The sequence below is a fragment of the Flavobacterium enshiense genome (assembly GCF_040750275.1).
Classification (GTDB): domain Bacteria; phylum Bacteroidota; class Bacteroidia; order Flavobacteriales; family Flavobacteriaceae; genus Flavobacterium; species Flavobacterium enshiense_B.
The window spans coordinates 538,150-556,257 of the sequence record NZ_JBDOCV010000005.1 but is presented as its reverse complement, the minus strand read 5'-3'; the positions used below and the strand labels follow the sequence as shown (position 1 = coordinate 556,257).

Annotated in this window: 17 protein-coding genes; 3 read left to right on the top strand and 14 right to left on the bottom strand. The window is 37.8% G+C overall.

Going from position 1 to position 18,108, the window contains the following annotated elements:
* Positions 1-87: 87 nt before the first annotated feature.
* Entirely contained in the window at positions 88-1,164 is a 1,077-nt protein-coding gene (locus ABGT15_RS11715; protein ID WP_367231610.1) for an agmatinase family protein, read from the bottom strand.
* 26 nt (positions 1,165-1,190) lie between these two features.
* Positions 1,191-2,474: a kynureninase gene (kynU, locus tag ABGT15_RS11710; RefSeq protein ID WP_367231609.1), complete on the bottom strand. Its 1,284-nt coding sequence runs from the start codon at positions 2,472-2,474 to the stop codon at positions 1,191-1,193.
* A 105-nt stretch (positions 2,475-2,579) separates the two neighbouring features.
* Between kynU and ABGT15_RS11705 the strand changes: the two genes are divergently transcribed.
* Positions 2,580-3,311 (top strand): SIMPL domain-containing protein, encoded by a 732-nt coding sequence (locus ABGT15_RS11705; protein WP_367231608.1) that lies wholly within the window; start codon positions 2,580-2,582, stop codon positions 3,309-3,311.
* Between the two features lie 33 nt (positions 3,312-3,344).
* On the top strand, positions 3,345-3,788 hold the full coding sequence (locus ABGT15_RS11700) for an SRPBCC family protein (RefSeq protein WP_367231607.1): 444 nt from the start codon (positions 3,345-3,347) through the stop codon (positions 3,786-3,788).
* 47 nt (positions 3,789-3,835) lie between these two features.
* Here the strand turns inward: ABGT15_RS11700 and queA are convergent, their stop codons facing one another.
* The 11 genes from queA to ABGT15_RS11645 form a co-directional block, all read right to left on the bottom strand.
* Complete coding sequence (queA, locus tag ABGT15_RS11695) at positions 3,836-4,885, bottom strand: tRNA preQ1(34) S-adenosylmethionine ribosyltransferase-isomerase QueA (RefSeq protein ID WP_367231606.1); 1,050 nt, start codon at positions 4,883-4,885, stop codon at positions 3,836-3,838.
* A 128-nt stretch (positions 4,886-5,013) separates the two neighbouring features.
* Positions 5,014-6,243 carry a 3-phosphoshikimate 1-carboxyvinyltransferase gene (locus tag ABGT15_RS11690; RefSeq protein ID WP_367231605.1) on the bottom strand — a complete coding sequence of 410 codons (1,230 nt, stop codon included), beginning with the start codon at positions 6,241-6,243 and terminating at the stop codon, positions 5,014-5,016.
* Between the two features lie 2 nt (positions 6,244-6,245).
* Entirely contained in the window at positions 6,246-6,572 is a 327-nt protein-coding gene (locus ABGT15_RS11685) for a nucleotide pyrophosphohydrolase (RefSeq protein ID WP_367231604.1), read from the bottom strand.
* Positions 6,573-6,574: 2 nt separating this feature from the next.
* The gene (locus ABGT15_RS11680; RefSeq protein WP_367231603.1) at positions 6,575-8,584 is read right to left on the bottom strand and encodes a DUF3857 domain-containing protein; all 2,010 of its coding nucleotides are present in this window, start codon (positions 8,582-8,584) and stop codon (positions 6,575-6,577) included.
* Entirely contained in the window at positions 8,585-10,492 is a 1,908-nt protein-coding gene (locus ABGT15_RS11675) for a DUF3857 domain-containing protein (RefSeq protein WP_367231602.1), read from the bottom strand.
* A gap of 69 nt (positions 10,493-10,561) precedes the next feature.
* The gene (gene dtd / locus ABGT15_RS11670; RefSeq protein WP_367231601.1) at positions 10,562-11,014 is read right to left on the bottom strand and encodes a D-aminoacyl-tRNA deacylase; all 453 of its coding nucleotides are present in this window, start codon (positions 11,012-11,014) and stop codon (positions 10,562-10,564) included.
* A gap of 5 nt (positions 11,015-11,019) precedes the next feature.
* Positions 11,020-12,000, bottom strand: coding sequence for a ribosome small subunit-dependent GTPase A (rsgA, locus tag ABGT15_RS11665; protein ID WP_367231600.1), 981 nt, complete (start codon positions 11,998-12,000; stop codon positions 11,020-11,022).
* Positions 12,001-12,069: 69 nt separating this feature from the next.
* Positions 12,070-13,158 carry a chorismate mutase gene (locus ABGT15_RS11660; protein WP_367231643.1) on the bottom strand — a complete coding sequence of 363 codons (1,089 nt, stop codon included), beginning with the start codon at positions 13,156-13,158 and terminating at the stop codon, positions 12,070-12,072.
* Positions 13,159-13,204: 46 nt separating this feature from the next.
* A complete protein-coding gene (locus ABGT15_RS11655; RefSeq protein ID WP_367231599.1) occupies positions 13,205-14,350 on the bottom strand; it encodes a pyridoxal phosphate-dependent aminotransferase in 1,146 nt (381 codons plus the stop codon).
* Positions 14,347-15,174: a prephenate dehydratase gene (locus tag ABGT15_RS11650; RefSeq protein WP_367231598.1), complete on the bottom strand. Its 828-nt coding sequence runs from the start codon at positions 15,172-15,174 to the stop codon at positions 14,347-14,349. Before ABGT15_RS11650 ends, ABGT15_RS11655 begins: the two co-directional genes overlap by 4 nt.
* A 249-nt stretch (positions 15,175-15,423) precedes the next feature.
* Positions 15,424-16,347 carry a M28 family metallopeptidase gene (locus ABGT15_RS11645; protein ID WP_367231597.1) on the bottom strand — a complete coding sequence of 308 codons (924 nt, stop codon included), beginning with the start codon at positions 16,345-16,347 and terminating at the stop codon, positions 15,424-15,426.
* Positions 16,348-16,461: 114 nt separating this feature from the next.
* Here ABGT15_RS11645 and gldA point away from each other — a divergent pair, with 114 nt between their 5' ends.
* The gene (gldA, locus tag ABGT15_RS11640) at positions 16,462-17,361 is read left to right on the top strand and encodes a gliding motility-associated ABC transporter ATP-binding subunit GldA (protein ID WP_367231596.1); all 900 of its coding nucleotides are present in this window, start codon (positions 16,462-16,464) and stop codon (positions 17,359-17,361) included.
* Positions 17,362-17,370: 9 nt separating this feature from the next.
* On the opposite strand, the gene ABGT15_RS11635 is transcribed toward gldA, so the two are convergent.
* Positions 17,371-18,108, bottom strand: coding sequence for a head GIN domain-containing protein (locus ABGT15_RS11635; protein ID WP_367231595.1), 738 nt, complete (start codon positions 18,106-18,108; stop codon positions 17,371-17,373).

The following is an 18,108-nucleotide window of genomic DNA, read 5'->3' as shown; positions in this document are numbered from 1 at the left end:
CTCAATATTTAATTACTGAAACTGATAAAAATCAGAAAAGTACTTTTTACATAAAAAGAAAATCCCCCATAAGAGGAGGATTTCATTTTATCGGTTGAATTTTATCTTTTTCCCTACGTTTAGCTTTTGCGACTTGGCCAAAACACCACACATATGAAACAACATTCGGGCTCCTACATTTCCGTCCCAATCATCGTCTCCGGGTGCTACTTCCACCAAATCAAATCCAATAATTTCTTTGTTGGTCTCTGCCAAACGACTTAACAGATAAGCTGCTTGTTCGAAGGAGAACCCACCCGGAACCGGCGTTCCTGTATTCGGACAATACCACGGATACATTCCGTCGATGTCAAAAGAAACACATACTTTTTCCGGTAACGAAGCAATAATCTGGTCGCATTGCGCTTCCCACGTTTTCCCTTCAAACGCTTCCTGTTTCAAATCCATGTCGGTATGTACCAGCACACGGTCTTTTAAAGCCACTTCTGCTTCCTGTTCACAGAAATCACGAATCCCAACCTGCACAATTTTTGAAATTTGAGGAATTTGCAACGCATTGTACATAATCGATGCGTGCGAATAGGTAAAGCCTTCATAAGCGATTCGTAAATCCATATGAGCATCTAAATGCAGAATTCCGAAATTATCATATTTTGTCGCCAACGCCTGATAATAGCCAAGCGGCGTACTGTGATCACCACCTAAAAGCGCTACTTTTTTACCTTGATTCATCCAATAAAGAATGCGCTCTTTCACTTCTTCATTCATGACGGCACAAGCCTTATTGATTTTATCCAAATCAGATTGTAAAGCCGGGAAAGCCGAAACATCTTCACCTGCTTCCAAAGCTTCAATAATCGGCTGCGCCAACCCTTTGAATTTATGTGAATTTTTCGCCCAATGTGCCGGCGCTTCATCCATATAAATCCCTAACTTCCATAGTTCCGGAAATTCCTGATGGTTCAAATCCACTTGAAAGGAGGCATCCATAATCGCTTCAGGGCCTTCTGAAGCACCTGCTCCGTAACTCACCGTTACTTCCCAAGGCACAGGGACTACAATGATTTCACTTTGTTCCGCTGAAAAAGGCAGCCCAAAAACAGTAGCATCCGCCAAACCCGGCTGCGAAGGATCGAACGTATCGATTATTTGTTGTTTTGTCATTTTATATAATCAATTAAAGCGCAAATTTACGCTTTATTTAGGATTCCTTTTTTCAATATCTGACCAAATTCATACATATCCTCAAACGAACAATAAAAAGGCACAGGAGCCAAACGGATTACGTTCGGTTCACGCCAATCAGTTATCACTCCGTTTTTCATCAGGTACTCGAACAAAGCTCTTCCCTGTCCGTGTAAAAATACTGATATCTGACACGCTCTTTCTTCTTGATTGGCCGGCGTAATGATTTCAAATTCGGTTCCATCTATTTCTTTATCGATCTCGTGTAAGATGAATTCCAGATAAGCGGTAATCTGATCACGTTTTTTGATTAATTTGTCCATTCCAACTTCGGCAAACATTTCAACAGAAGCCAGATACGGCGCAAGGGAAATAACCGGTAAATTACTTACCTGCCATCCTTCAGCACCGCGAACCGGGTCGAATTTCGGCTCCATTAAAAAGCGTCTTTCTTTATTGTGTCCCCACCAACCTGCAAATCGTGGCAACTCGGTATTATTATGATGGGCTTCATGCACGAAAATACCGGACACATTTCCAGGACCTGAATTCATATATTTATAACTACACCAGGCTGCGAAATCCACACCCCAATCATGCAAATGCAACTTAATATTACCCGCTGCATGCGCCAAATCGAAACCTACATAAGCGCCATATTTATGCCCTGCATCGGTAATCGCTTTCATGTCAAACACTTGACCGGTGTAATAATTCACGCCACCAATCAAAACTAAAGCCAATTCATCCCCTACTTCATCAATTTTAGCAAGAACGTCTTCTAAACGAATGTTATGTTCGCCCTCACGACGTTTCACCTCAACAATCGCATCTTTTGCATCAAAACCATGAAAATGAACCTGGCTCTGAAACATGTACTGATCACTCGGAAAAGCTTTCTCCTCACAAATGATTTTATATTTTTGAGGCGTCGGCTGGTAAAACGAAACCATTAGTAGATGTAAATTAACCGTCAACGTGTTCATCACCGTCACCTCACTTGGCTTAGCACCAACGATTCCACTTAAAGGACTAGCGAAACGCTCCTGATAATCCCACCACGGCTTATCAGCATAAAAATGGCCTTCCACAGCAAGATTTGCCCAATCGTTCATAATCTCATCTACATAAGCTTTGGTTCGTTTAGGCTGTAATCCGAGTGAATTTCCAGTGAAATAAATCACCTGTTTCCCGTTAACATGAGGAAAAATAAATTCTTCTCTGTATTTTCTCAGCTCATCACCTGCATCTAACTGTCTTGCAAATTCTCTCGTATTTTCGAACGTCATTTTTATAGTTTTTGGTGCCGCAAAAATAAGAAAATTTAAGAATTAACGTTTGTAATTATTATAACGTTATTCCTTACATTTATAACACATTAAACCTTATTCGTTATGAAAACCAACGCAAATGCAATCATCATCGGGTTAGCCGTAGTCTTTTCGGCACTTTTATTTTCCAATGCTTTTAAAAACCGAAACCAAAACAATGACACCATAAGTGTAACCGGATTGGGTAAAAAGGATTTTGTATCCGACTTAATTGTATGGAGCAGTTCGTTTTCCAAAAAAAACATGGTGCTGAAAGACGCCTATGCTGCCTTAGATAACGATCGGGCCATAATAAAAGACTATTTAACCGCAAAAGGCATACCCTCTAATGAAATTGTTTTCTCAGCCGTAAGCATCAACAAAGATTTTGAGACCATTTACGATGAAAACGGCAACCAGCGGCAACAGCTTTTTACCGGTTTCAACCTGACACAAAACGTGCATATCGAAAGTAAGGAAGTCGATAAAATTGAAGGCATTTCACGGGAAGTAACCGAATTAATTAACTCTGGTGTGGAATTGTATTCCAATCCGCCGCAATATTATTATACAAAACTGGCCGAACTAAAATTACAGATGATCGCCGAAGCAACCAAAGATGCCAAAGCCCGGGCTGAAAAAATTGCCGAAAATGCCGGGGCTGATTTAGGCAATCTCAAAAAATCGGAAATGGGTGTTTTTCAGATCATTGCTCAAAATTCCTCAGAAGATTATTCCTGGGGTGGCTCTTTCAATACGGCCTCCAAAAAGAAAGAAGCCAATATCACTATGAAATTAGTATATCAGGTAGATTAAGTATATTTGAAAACCAATTAAGAAAAATAGCTTATGAAATACACCTGTGAAATTGAGATCAACCAACCCATAAATAAAGTCATTGAATTATTTGACAATCCGGAAAACCTACCGCTATGGATGGAAGGTTTGGAAAGTTTCGAACATTTGAGCGGACAACCGGGTCATCCTGGCGCAAAATCAAAACTTAAGTTTAAAATGGGCAAACGTGAAATGGAAATGACCGAAACCATCACTACAAGAAACCTCCCGGACGATTTTAGTGGTTATTATGAAATGGACGGTGTGATCAACCACATCAAAAATTCATTTGTGACAGTTACCGAAAACAAAACACGGTACATTACGGAAAACGAATTTGTTTTCAAAAAAAATCTCGCAATGAAAATTTTTGCTTTTCTGATGCCGGGCATGTTCAAAAAACAAAGCATGAAATACCTGGAAAGTTTTAAGAAGTTTGCAGAAAGCCAAGCATAAAAAAAGCGTCCGTATAAGGGACGCTTTTATTTTATCTGAATGCAAGATTACAAAATCAGCATGGCATCGCCATAGGAATAAAATTTGTAGTTCTCTTTAATAGCTTCATCATATGCTTTACGCATCAAATCATGACCGCAGAATGCCGAAATCATCATTAACAAAGTAGATTTTGGCGTATGAAAATTAGTTACCATACAATCTGCCACACTGAAATCGTAAGGCGGGTAAATAAACTTGTTAGTCCAACCCGTATAAGGATTTAATGTTCTGGAAGAAGAAACCGAACTTTCCATTGCTCGCATTGTAGTCGTTCCAATGGCACAAACGCGTTTTTTATTTGCTTTGGCTTGGTTCACAACATCACAGGCTTCCTGATCAATTGTCATTTCTTCAGAATCCATTTTATGTTTGGACAAATCTTCTACTTCTACAGGGTTAAAAGTACCCAATCCTACGTGTAACGTTACTTCTGCAAAATTCACTCCTTTAATTTCCAAACGCTTCATCAAATGTTTTGAAAAGTGTAATCCTGCTGTTGGTGCCGCTACTGCACCTTCTTCTTTTGCATAAATCGTCTGATAACGTTCTGCATCTTCCGGAGTTACTTCACGATTAATATATTTAGGGATTGGTGTCTCCCCTAATTCCAATAATTTAGAACGGAATTCTTCATAAGAACCGTCGTATAAGAAACGTAATGTTCTTCCTCTTGATGTAGTGTTATCAATTACCTCAGCCACTAACGAATCATCATCACCAAAGTACAATTTATTACCAATACGGATTTTACGTGCCGGATCTACCAAAACATCCCACAAACGCTGTTCCGCATTTAATTCTCTTAGTAAGAAAACTTCAATTCTTGCCCCGGTTTTTTCTTTGTTACCGTACAAACGCGCCGGGAATACTTTGGTATTGTTCAATACCATCACATCGCCTTCGTCGAAATAATCTAAAATATCTTTAAATAATTTGTGTTCGATGGTTTGTGTTTTTCGATTCACAACCATTAAACGCGCTTCGTCTCTGTTTTCTGCAGGAAATTCGGCTAACAATTCAGCCGGAAGGTTAAAATTGAAATTGGATAACTTCATTTTATCTGTTTTAAATTGAGTGCAAATATACTATCGTGAAAGAGGCGTTGTCAAGTGTTTTGGGATTTATTTAGTCAGAATGTAAAAAAATCAGGCGAACAACCGCAGAAAATGGCGTTCTTACTGACTTAGTTAACTTCGATGATTTGAAATCCTATGCTTTTTAAATCACTCCAGAAATTCGGATACGATTTGGAAACGACCTCGGCTTCTTCAATACCTATCGGAACTTTCAGTGCCAACGGCGCAAAAGCCATCGCCATACGATGATCCTGATAGGTTTTAATGGCAATCTTCCCCTTTACTTCAGAGAAAGGCTGCAATGTCAGACTGTCGCTGGTTACCGAAATAACACCTCCCAACTTAACAATCTCGTTCTTCAAAGCTTCCAAACGATCGGTTTCTTTTATTTTCAACGTATGCAATCCGTTCAAATAACAACCGACTCCCAACCCCAGACAAGTAACAGCAATAGTTTGGGCAATATCCGGCGAATCATTTAATTGAAAACTGACCGTTGATAATTCACAATCATGTGTTTTACGCAAAAGGATGGTGTTATTTTGAAATAGCGTTTCTACCCCGAAATTCTTATAGATTTCAGTCAAAATGCGATCCCCTTGCAAACTATTTTCTTTATAACTCAACAATCGAATTTCCGTACCAATTTCGGACAAGGCCACAATCGAATAAAAATAAGATGCCGAAGACCAATCCGATTCTATTACAAATTTTGAATCCTGTATTGCAACTTGCGGGTTTACTTCGATAACTTGTTTTTCAAAAGAAATACTGAAGCCGAGTGCCTCTAAAATGGATAACGTCATTTGAATATAAGGAATGGACGTTATTTTCCCTTCCAATGTTAGCTTCAACCCGTTTTCCAATTTGGGCGCTATTAAAAGTAACGCAGAAATATACTGACTGCTTACATCAGCCGGTAATGTTACTTCATATTGTAACAGTTTTTTCCCTTTTATCCGCAAGGGTGGAAATCCTTCGTTGGTTTCGTAATGGATATCAGCACCGAGTTGGCGCAATGCTTCGACCAGAATTTTAATTGGCCGTTCCTGCATTCGGGAAGAACCGGTTAAAAGTACTTCTACTCCTTCTTGTACGGCAAAATAAGCTGTAAGAAATCGCATGGCGGTTCCGGCGTGGTGAATATCTTTTACAGCATCCGAACTGCTAAGCGCTTTTGTCATAACTTCAGAATCATCTGAATTGGAAGTGTTTTCCAAAATCAGATTCGGATACAAAGCCTGTAACAGCAATAGCCGATTCGTTTCCGATTTGGAACCGGAAATTTGAATATCTGACTTGTTTTTTACAATTGATGGCTTAAGAAGTAAGTCCAAAATTATTTCAATTTTTCATTATTATGGTGACGGTCATGATCACGCTTGGTTTTCAAATCCATTTTTTTATCGAAAGCAGCCTGTAAATCCACTCCGGTTTGGTTGGCTAAACATAGGACTACAAAAACCACATCGGCCAGTTCTTCGCCAAGGTCTTTGTTTTTATCGCTTTCTTTTTCAGATTGTTCACCATAGCGACGCGCTATAATTCGAGCCACTTCACCTACTTCTTCCGTAAGCTGTGCCATATTGGTTAACTCATTGAAATAGCGCACTCCGTGGTTTTTAATCCAGTTGTCTACTTCTTGTTGGGCGTTTTGGATGTTCATTTTCAAGCCTTTTTAAGAACAATTTTTTCTTTCTGTTTTTTTACCATTTCACTAAAAAAAACTTTTAACTCTTCATAATCTTCGGCAGGCAAAATACTCGTATTTACATCCATAACAGATATAATTTGAAGTTGATTCCCTTTAGCAACGATATTAAATTTATAACTCATTAAATTTTCTGAGAACACTACATTTATAGGAGCAGGGACAGATTCAACAGTATATCCTTCTGGAATTGTTAATGTTAGCAACTTCTTATATTGGTTCGGATAGACAAAATCTATAGGATAACTTCTGGTTTCCTCTTTAAAAGGGTTTTCCGTTACCGACAAAAATAACAATGGTGAAAAATACATTTTACCATCAATAACCTCAACCGAATTATTATGTTTAAACGAATAAGATTCCATAAGTATTTTATCAAGTTCCTTTTCATTTTCAACCGTATACTCTTCTACTTCAATGCCACTTCGCTGCTTTTCCAATCTTTCCAAATAAGAATCTTTACTCAATGAATTATTTGCATCCCTAAAGACAAATGATTCATAATCGGTATATACTTCTTTTATTTTACCAGAAACTCCTCCATTTTGATCAATGTTTGCCATTAAATTAATGTGATTTTTCGAAATGGTCTTTGCCATTAAATCTATTTCACTGGATGAGCCATTATTCCTGATTAATCGACCAAACCAATTTAAATTTCTTATTGGCATGATATTCGGCAATGCATATTTATTGGTTGCATCCAAAAGCAATACATTATTATCAATCTCTACAGCTGTAATAATATAGTTATAAGCATTCCTACTTGGAAAAAGATTGATCCCATTAGATCTTGTACTAACCAAAACCGGATTAGCTTCAACGCCTGCATTTCTCAGCATCGCAGTTAACATCAAATTAATTTCAGCAACATTTCCAATTTTATCATCAAATGCCTTTCTCACCCCTTTATCACATAAATAACCGTAAGTACCGTCCCAATTCATTCTGGTCTTTATAAAATCATAAACAGCGTTCACTTTTTCAATTGCAGTTTTTGAATCTTTTACAATTGAATTTATATCATTTTCAAAGTAATTTACTTTACTTAATTCATTTCCGAAACCGTCAGTCTCATAAATTTTTTTCACAACATCTTCCCATGTTTCAGAAAAATACTCAGGGTTTAACTCAGACATTTTTTTCACGGACAACTCATGTTGAAAAATTGTCGAATAATTTCTTATATTATTCACATACATTTCATCACGCAAAGCCGGTATATTATCGAGTTTATATGTCGTCACAGTTTCGGAATAACTAATACTTTTTGTTACTGTTTTAGTATCATAAGCTTCTCTAGGATTAGAACTTACTTTATTGTTATGAACGATTGTTTTATGTTTTTTTTCTATATTTTCTTTTGGTTGTAAAAAACCTTTTCTGTAAATATTATAGACAAAATACTCAGGTATTGACGTCGTATACTCCGAATAATTTACCGGAATAGATTTCTGAAAACTCCACTCTGGAAAAGATGAAATATATGGAGATCGAATTATGTATCTATATTCCACAATAGATCCTTCCCGAACATTTGGCATAGTTATTTTATGTTCTGACCAAAACTTGTTTTTTTTCTCAACAAACTCACCTTCATTTTTCAATTTACTCTTCTGAATTTGACCATCTACAAGATTATAAGTCACTGCTTTTTCAAATGTAACTTCTTCCTTTGGTGAGTTTCCAACATAAAAAGCAACTGTCTTATTAGCCCAATTGTAACCTTCTTTAGAGTATATTTTTATTTTTATATCCACTTCTGTTACTACATCAAACCCTTCCCCTTGCCTGTATTCAAAAAATGTTCTTCCCTTTTCAAAAAGAACTGCTGCCGTAGCTGTAGAATCAGAAGGACAACTCTTTTCTTTAAGTTCTTCGACAGTAACTTTTCCTAATTCGCTTTTCTGGGCGAAACTTGGCATAAAAGAAAAAAATGCCATCACTAAAAAAGATAAATATTTCATTTATATACTGGTTATTATTATTTTAGAATTATCATTTTTGGCTATTTGCTCTCTAAATAACCTGTATTCGTTGTATTCGCTTTCGTTATAAAATCCTTTATAAATAATAAGATTACGCTTATACATTATTTTACCTGATTTTTGAAGTATAATTTCAATCTTATATTCACCAAATTTATTCCTAATTTCTAACATTTCAGGCTTACTTTTAACAGTATACCCCTGTGGCAAAGTAACTTCAATTTCATCATAATCACTAAAACCGCGATCAATCTCAAATGGATTTTTCCTCTGCCTGTACTTATGTGGCACACTATTGTTCTGATTGAATACATTAATCGCAAAAACCATCTCTTTAGACAAAAAATCACAATAACTTGCCGACGAAATTTGAACATTCTCAGCAAAAGTAATATTATCCTTATTGTTTAAATATGAAACTTGGCTTATTTTCAAATCATTAAGATTGCTCCATTGCTCCTTATAAAAAAGATTCCTTTCTTGTACGGCACTTTTCTCAAGACGAAATTTATCTTCATATCTTACACCAGAAGAAACAATAGAGATCTGACCTGTCAGATTACCTTCTTTTGACAATGTGTAACTTCCTTTTATCGTTTGACTATTTTCTTTTTCAGAATATCTTTTAGTTCTTACAATCTCACCACCATTAGGTTTCATTACTAAAGCGTTTCTATCGTCTGTAAAACACCCCTGATACCCAAAAGGATTGTCCTGACTTGTACATTCAAGCCAAATGTAATTTTCATTAACCGGAATGGCCAATATAACATGATTACTTTGCATCGATACAAAATCTTCAATTACATCTTTTTTCTTCTTCCCTCCATAAAGCCTTGTATAATAAGACGGTACTCCTACTACCTCAAGCAAAGCCTTGGTATAATTAGTCAACGCTTTACAATCTCCATACCCCAAACGATCTACGTCTTTAGCCGGCATCGGCCTCCATCCGCCTATCCCTTCTTGAATGCTAACATATCTGGTTTTTCCTTGAATATAATCGTATATGATTTTAGCTTTTTTCACAGGATCTTGTTCTGTCCCAATCAGATTTCGAATCTTTATTTTTACTTCTTCTGACAACTCCAAAGAACCTTTAAGCACCTCATCTCCAAACCATTTACCCATTGTTTTCCAATCCGAAGCGTTACCATCAACACCTTCAAGATGAAAAAAATCAAGCCCTATTATTAGTTTAGGAAATATTGACTCAAAAGGTGTATAATCTTCATACTTTTGAGCTAATAAGTGTTCTGCTTTATATGAAATTTTTGAATCACTTTCAATTAATTTTTGAATCTTATATTTCTCAAAAAAAAGTTCTTTTTTCTTCAATCCCAATGAAGGCAAACAATTAACATTCAAAATACTCTTTTCTACGCTCACAAAAAAACTATCAAAGGGATACCATTGGGGAATAAATGCCGTATTTGAGGTCTCTTTCTCACAATAGTAAATAACCGTAAATGGATACGACACTGGAGTATATTCATAGAAAACTATTCTGTTATCCGAAAAAAGGGTAACATCGTCGGCAGCTGCAACATCTTTAAAGTCTTTTCTTTTAATTTTTTTTATTTCATTTCCACTTGCGTCTAAAACCACCAAACTTATTTCTTTTATCGAAGTTGATTTATCATAATATTCTACAGCATCAATTGCTTTCAAACCTTCCTGATTAATCACACTTACAACTCTTTTGGTTTTGATAATCATTTTACGCTGAGAAAGAACATCAATATTAATATTGTTCAATCGCACCACCGCATTGGCATTCTCTTTAAGACTGTCCGGAATAGAAAAAACCGAAAGGTCAACATTCTGAGCAAATGAAAAAAATACCGGACAATGCAGTAGTAGAAGTAAAAAAAACAACTTTTTCATCAACTAATCTTTTCTTTATGGCTAAAATAAACAATAATTCATATAAAATCCTACAAAAATCATCAAGATTCATTCTTTATTTTTAGTATCGATAATAATCGTTACCGGACCATCGTTAAGCAACGCTACTTTCATATCGGCACCAAACGCTCCGGTTTGTATCTTTTTCCCTAACTCGTATTCCATTTGTTTTACAAAGCTTTCATACAAAGGAATGGCTACATCCGGTTTTGATGCTTTTATATAAGAAGGACGATTTCCTTTTTTGGTAGACGCATGTAACGTGAACTGACTCACTACAATCACCTCTCCGTTAATATCTTTAACGGAAAGATTCATCACCCCGTCTTCATCGCCAAAGATGCGAAGGTTGGCAATTTTTGAAGTCAGCCAACTAATGTCTTCTTGTGATGATGCATCTTCAATCCCGACCAAAACCAGCAACCCTTTTTGAATGTCAGCTACCTTTTTTCCTTCAATAGTAACCGATGCCTCAGAAACTCTTTGTATTACAGCTTTCATTAAAATTAAGATTGTCTTGTTCTGTCACTGGCTTCACGATCATCACCATAAATATCAGAGCGGTAGTGCTCATCGTCGCCTTCTAAAATTTGAAGATAACTTTTATAGCGTGACCAGGCAATTTCGTCTTTCTCCAACGCGGCTTTCACGGCACAATGCGGTTCTTCTTTATGCAGACAGTTGTTAAATTTACATTGGTCTTTCAAGGAAAAAAATTCCGGGAAGTAATCGCCGATTTCCTGTTTTTCCATATCGACAATACCAAAACCTCTGATTCCCGGTGTATCGATGATTTGGGCTCCGAAAGACAAATCGAACATTTCTGCAAAAGTTGTAGTGTGCTGTCCTTGTTGGTGCTGTTCCGAAATTTCCTTGGTTTTCAGATTCAGGGTCGGTTCCAAAGCATTGACCAAAGTAGATTTTCCGACTCCGGAATGCCCGGAAAACATCGAAACTTTACCCTGCATCATCGCTTTCAACTCCTCCAAACCTTTGTTTTGCTGAGCAGAAACACGTAAACATTTATAACCGATTTGCGAATAGATGTACTGCAGGTACAATTGCTCGTCTAAGGTCGCCTCGTCGTAAGTATCAATTTTATTAAAAACCAGCACCGCTTCAATCCCATAGGCTTCGGCAGTTACCAGGAAACGATCGATAAAACTTGTAGTCGTGGGCGGATTGTTAATCGTTACCAGAAGAAAAACAATATCGATATTGGTGGCAATAATATGCGTTTGTTTCGACAGGTTTACCGATTTACGCACGATGTAGTTCTTACGGTCGTGAATATTGTTTATGGTTCCTGTTATTACATCGGCGGTATCTTCCAACTCATAATCAACAATATCGCCTACTGCAATAGGATTGGTGCTTTTAATGCCTTTGATGCGGAATTTCCCTTTGATACGGCATTCCAAAAAAGAACCCTCTTCGGTTTTAACAGTATACCAGCTTCCGGTAGATTTATATACGATTCCTGTCATGTAAAAAGTTAAAAATGAATGTAGTTGTCAACATAACAACTCTTATGAATTTGCTTCAAAAATACAACTTTAATTATCGGTTTTGAACACTTTCTCCTGATGACTGATACTCTCCTGATGGATTGCTTTGAACATTTTAAGAATAAACTCCTCGCTCAATCCTTTTTGTTCTCCTTCCAACACCATTTTTCCTAAAATTTCGTTCCAACGCTGGTTCTGTAATACGGCAACGTTTTTTTCCTTTTTTAACGCTCCTATTTTGTCTGCAATCAGCATGCGTTTTCCTAAAATTTCAAGCAATTTACTGTCGATTTCATCAATCTGCGTACGCAAAATGCCTAATTTTTGATTGTAATCGTCAGCTTCATCGGTAGTTTTACGGATGCGCAAATCGATAAAGATACGTTTCAAAGCATCCGGCGTAACCTGTTGGGCTGCATCGCTCCAAGCCTCATCCGGATGGCAATGGGTTTCAATCATCAGACCGTCGTAATTCAGATCCAAAGCCTGTTGCGAAACTTCTAAAATCATGTCCCTTCTGCCGGAAATATGAGACGGATCGCAAATTAAAGGCAAATCCGGGAACTTATTTTGCAATTCGATAGCCAGCTGCCATTCGGGAATGTTTCGGTATTTTGTTTTTTCGTAAGTGGAAAATCCTCTGTGGATCACGCCTAATTTTTTAATTCCGGCATTGTGTAAACGCTCCAAGCCCCCCAACCATAAAGACAAATCGGGATTTACAGGATTTTTGAGCAGTACGATTTTATCAGTATTCTGCAAAATATCGGCGATTTCCTGTACCGCAAATGGGTTTACCGTAGTTCTCGCACCAATCCACAACACATCAACATCATGCTCCAATGCCAGTTTTACATGTTGGGCATTCGCTACTTCTACGGCTGTTAACATACCGGTTTCCGCTTTGGCTCGTTGCAACCATTTCAACCCGATTTCTCCTACGCCTTCAAATCCGCCTGGACGGGTTCTCGGCTTCCAGATACCGGCTCTAAAAATGGAAACATCGGAATTTTTGAGTTCATGGGCAATTTCCATCACCTGTTCTTCGGTTTCTGCACTGCACGGCCCGGCGATTACCAACGGATGCGTCAGTTTGAAATCGTCCAGCCAGGTTCGTAAGGATTTGCTGTTTTCCATCGCTTTTATTTCCTGCAAAATTATAGTGTTTTTTTCGGTTATCATTTCAAAATCTATTTAAAACTTCTTTTATTTTTTCTTCATTCACACACAAGGAAAAACGGATATACTGTTCTCCGTTACTTCCGAAAACGGTTCCGGGCACCACAAACAAATGATTCTCTATCAATATTTTATCTACAAATTGTTCCGCTGAAGGCTCTGAATCGGGAATCTTCGCCCAAACAAACAATCCCACACTTTGCTTATCATAAGAACAGCTTAGTTTGTCCGCCAGTTCAAAAATGAGTTTCCGCCTCTTCTCATAAATTTTATTTTGTTCCGAAAACCAATTCCCTCCCAACTGCAAAGCCGCTACCGCTCCTTTTTGAATGCCATAAAACATACCACTGTCCATATTGCTTTTCACTTTCAGCACCGCCTCGATTAATTTTTGACTTCCGGAAACCATCCCCACGCGCCAACCCGCCATATTAAAGGTTTTGCTTAGCGAATTCAGCTCGAGTACCGTTTCTTTGGCACCTTCAACCTGAAGAATGGACATGGGATTATCGTTAAGCACAAAACTGTACGGATTGTCGTTTACAAGCAAAATATCATGCTTTAAAGCAAAGGCAACCAGTTTTTCAAAAAGCGGCAAACTTCCTTTGGCGCCCGTCGGCATGTGCGGATAACTCACCCACATCATTCGTACTTTGGACAAATCCCTGCTTTCAAGGGCATCCAAATCGGGCTCCCAATCGTTTTCTTCTTTCAAATCGTAAAAAACAGTTTTAGCTCCGACCAGATTCGAAACAGATTCGTAGGTAGGATAGCCCGGATTCGGCACCAAAACCTCATCGCCTTCATTTAAAAACGCCATGGAAATGTGCATAATTCCCTCTTTGGATCCCATAAGTGGCAGAATTTCGGTTGTCGGATTTAACTCGACATCAAACTGCTCTTTATAAAAATTTGCCATTTCTTCACGGAGTTCCGGCAACCCTTGATAATTTTGATATTCATGCGCTTTTTCATCAAAAAGTGCTTTCTGGATGGCCAAAATCACTTTGTCTGAAGGTGCTAAATCCGGGCTGCCGATGCCCATGTTTACAATCGGTTTTCCTTCCTGAACCAATTGGCGCACTTCTTTAAGTTTTCTTGAAAAATAGTATTCCTGAACACTATTTAATCGGTTTGCGGTCAGTATCATAATCGTCCGTTTTGGTATTCGCCTAAAATTTTAAAATTGCGGGTCATGAGCGTCAAAACCGATTTGGCTTTCTCATAATTTTCGTATGCTGCAAAAGTCGTATCTACAAAAAAAGAATACGACCAGGGTGTTTCAATAACCGGCATGGACTGTATTTTGGTTAAGTTCAGCCCGCAGTCTTTCATTACGTTCAATAACGTAGCCAGAGTTCCTTCTTTGTCCTCCAACTCGAATTTCAAGGAGGCTTTGTTAATGAATTCTTTAGAAACTACCGAATTTGTTTTCTGTAAAATCACAAATCGGGTGGTGTTGCTTTTTATGGTATGAATTTCGGATGCCAACACTTCCAAATCGTACATATGAGCTGCTATCGGACTGGCTACAGCGGCTATGCCTTTTAATTGTTCCTCTCGGATGCGTTGCGCGGTTTCGGCCGTATCAACACTTTCTACCAATTTAATATGAGGATATTGGCTAAAAAAAACGGCACACTGCAAGAGCGCAATCGGATGGGAATGCACTTCCCGGATTTCCATAATCGACTGTCCTTTCAGAGCCATCAAGGTCATGTTTATACCAAGATAATATTCTCCGATAATGTGCAGGTCATGCTTATCAATCAACGCATAATTAGGAATGATTGAGCCGGCAATGGAGTTTTCCAACGCCATAACCGCTTTATCCGAAACCTTGTCGTTCAGACTTTTAACCAAATCCGGAAACGAAAGGCATTCCTCTAATTGGATGGCTTCGTCAAAATAAGCCTTAGCCACCTGATGATGAAAAGAACCTTTTATTCCCTGTATTGCAATTTTCGTTTCCATAGGCACAAAAAAAAATCCCGATGAAACATCGGGATTGTATATTGTTTTTATTGAATGCTGTTTTACTCAAATAACGATACGACAATCCCTTTCCTTGCTCCAGAAGAAATAAAAAGAATTGTTGCTATAAAAAGTGTTATTTGAAATCACTTTTGTTCGATTGTTGAAATACAAAGCTACTAAAAAAACAATACGGCTGTATCTTTTTTTTAAATAAATCTCAAAAATATGCTTTTATCCTTGAATTTATTATCTTTTTTTTACCCTTGAAGGGGTATCTTTTCCATTAACGATACTTTCTGCACTTATTGCGATTGCTTTTATAATTTCAGTCATATTCTTTAAATCCAGCGTTTCAACCTCATCGCTCAACTGATGGTAATTTTCTTCCGAATCCATTTTTGAGGTGGAAATAGTATGGGCCGGAACTCCTAAAGCCGCCAGTGTGGCATTATCAGAACGGTAAAACAGTTTTTGGCTAGGATACGGATCGGGCTGAAAGGTAAAATCGGAATTTTTTAAATTCTTCTGAAGGATCGTTCCGAAATCGGATTTCTCATAACCGGTAATGTAGGCGGAATTTTTACCCCATTTGCTTTCGGTTCCAATCATTTCAATATTAAACATGGCTACCACGTTGTCGGCATTAAGGCTTTGGGAAAAGAATCTTGAACCGAAACCACCTACTTCTTCTGCTGTAAAAGCCACAAAAATCAAGGTCCGCTCATTTTGTTGCAGCATTTTGAAATGCTTCGCCAAAGCTATTACCGCTGTCGTCCCGGAAGCATCGTCATTCGCTCCGTTGTAAATCTTATCATCGCCATAATCTTTCATTCCCAAATGATCATAATGCGCTGAAAAAATCACGTACTCCTCCGGCTTTGTCGTTCCCGGAAGGATGCCTATTACATTGTTGGCTTTTTTTCCTTTGATTTCAAATTCCTGACGATAATTTTTCAGGTCCATATAAAAGGAAAGCCCTATTTTCTGAAATTCCTTCTCAATGAATGCCGAAGCCGAATCGATCCCCGGCGTAAAAACTTCCCTGCCCTGCATTTTATCAGCTGCCAATTCGGTTTCGATACGCACAACTTCCGATTCCATAATTGACGGGTTCTTTTGACTGAAAGCCAGTTGTCCGAATACCAAAAACAACAATCCAATTTTTCTCATTTTTACAGAATTTTACTTACAAATTAAGATTTTTCCGTAAATGTAAAATATATCGTGACTGCCTGAAATTATTTAATCCATTTATTTTGTTACTTTTGCTTCAAATCGTGAATTATGTCTATTGAAGTTCAGAATATTTCCAAAAATTACGGCGAACAAAAAGCGCTGGACAATGTTTCATTTTCAGTAAAAAAAGGGGAAATCGTAGGCTTTCTTGGTCCGAACGGTGCCGGAAAATCAACCTTGATGAAAATCCTGACCACCTATCTTACTGCCGATGAAGGAAATGCTTCCGTAAGCGGACATGATGTTGCGGTTTCACAAAAAGAAGTACAAAAATCGGTTGGATATTTACCGGAACACAATCCGCTTTACTTGGATTTGTATGTTCGGGAGTACCTGGCTTTTAACGCCGATGTTTACAAAGTAGTCAAATCACGCATTGATGAAGTGATTGCGCTAACGGGATTAACACCCGAAAGCCATAAAAAAATAGGCGAACTGTCGAAAGGATACCGTCAGCGTGTAGGATTAGCAACCGCTTTGCTGCACAATCCTGAAGTTTTGATTTTAGACGAACCTACCACCGGATTGGACCCGAATCAGTTGGTGGAAATCCGTGATTTGATTAAAAATATCGGAAAAGACAAAACTGTTTTTCTTTCCACACACATCATGCAGGAAGTGGAAGCGATTTGCGACCGTGTCATCATCATCAATCAGGGAAAAATCGTAACCGATAAAAATCTGGAAAAATTAGTAGCCGAAGTAGAAGAGCAAATCATTGAAGTAGAATTCGACCAAACTATTGCTGAAGAAGTTTTGGCAACTCTCCCGCAAATTTACAGCTACAGAAACATTCAAAACAATATTTGGGAACTGACTTTTAAAACCGACGAAGACATGCGTTCAAAAGTGTTTGACTTCGCTTCCGAAAAAGGGCTGAGAACCTTACAATTATCGTTAAAAAGTAAGAATCTTGAACAGATTTTCAGAGAGAAAACTAAAAAATAACACCTTATTTTATTGATGAATGATATGCCCGGTGTAATGCTGGGTTACATTTATTGTGGCTGGTGAGGTTACCAAAATTACATTACCGACACTGTATATATTGCCTTCAATTTTATTGATAGGCTTCAGAATCATGTCGTTTGAACTACGCTGAAAAATTGAAATTTCATTAGCGTTAAGTTCTGCTCCCTCAAATCGGCCACTTCCACCGTAGAAAGAAACGCTCAGTGAATTAGTCGTCCCTTTTATCCGAAATATATTTGTTGTATTGTTTTCCACCACTAAGTGCTCGGAATTGACTTCCAGCGTAAAAACATTAGAGGCGGTTTTGCCGAACAAACCTTGTTGCAAATTCAGATAAGGAAAATTCAAAACGCCATCAGACGACACATTGTACTGAGATGACGAATAGATTTTTTTTAAATCCGGAACGGTAACTTTAGCCTTTACAGGAATAACTGTTCCTAAACTGCATTCGAGATTGTTTTTTATATAAAGTACATTATCGGAAACACTTGCTTCCATTTCATGAATAACATTTTCTCCGGAGCTAAGTTCTACATGGCTTTCAGTTCCTTGTTTTATGATCAACTCAACACCTTCCCCAATACTTATCTGATCAAAAAAAGGCATCACTTCTTCTTTTGTCACCGTTTTTCCGGCATCTCTGTAACAAGCCGGCATGATCTCCGAACTACAGGAAACAAGTAAGATTACCATTACTGCAATTAAACAAAACTTTCTCAT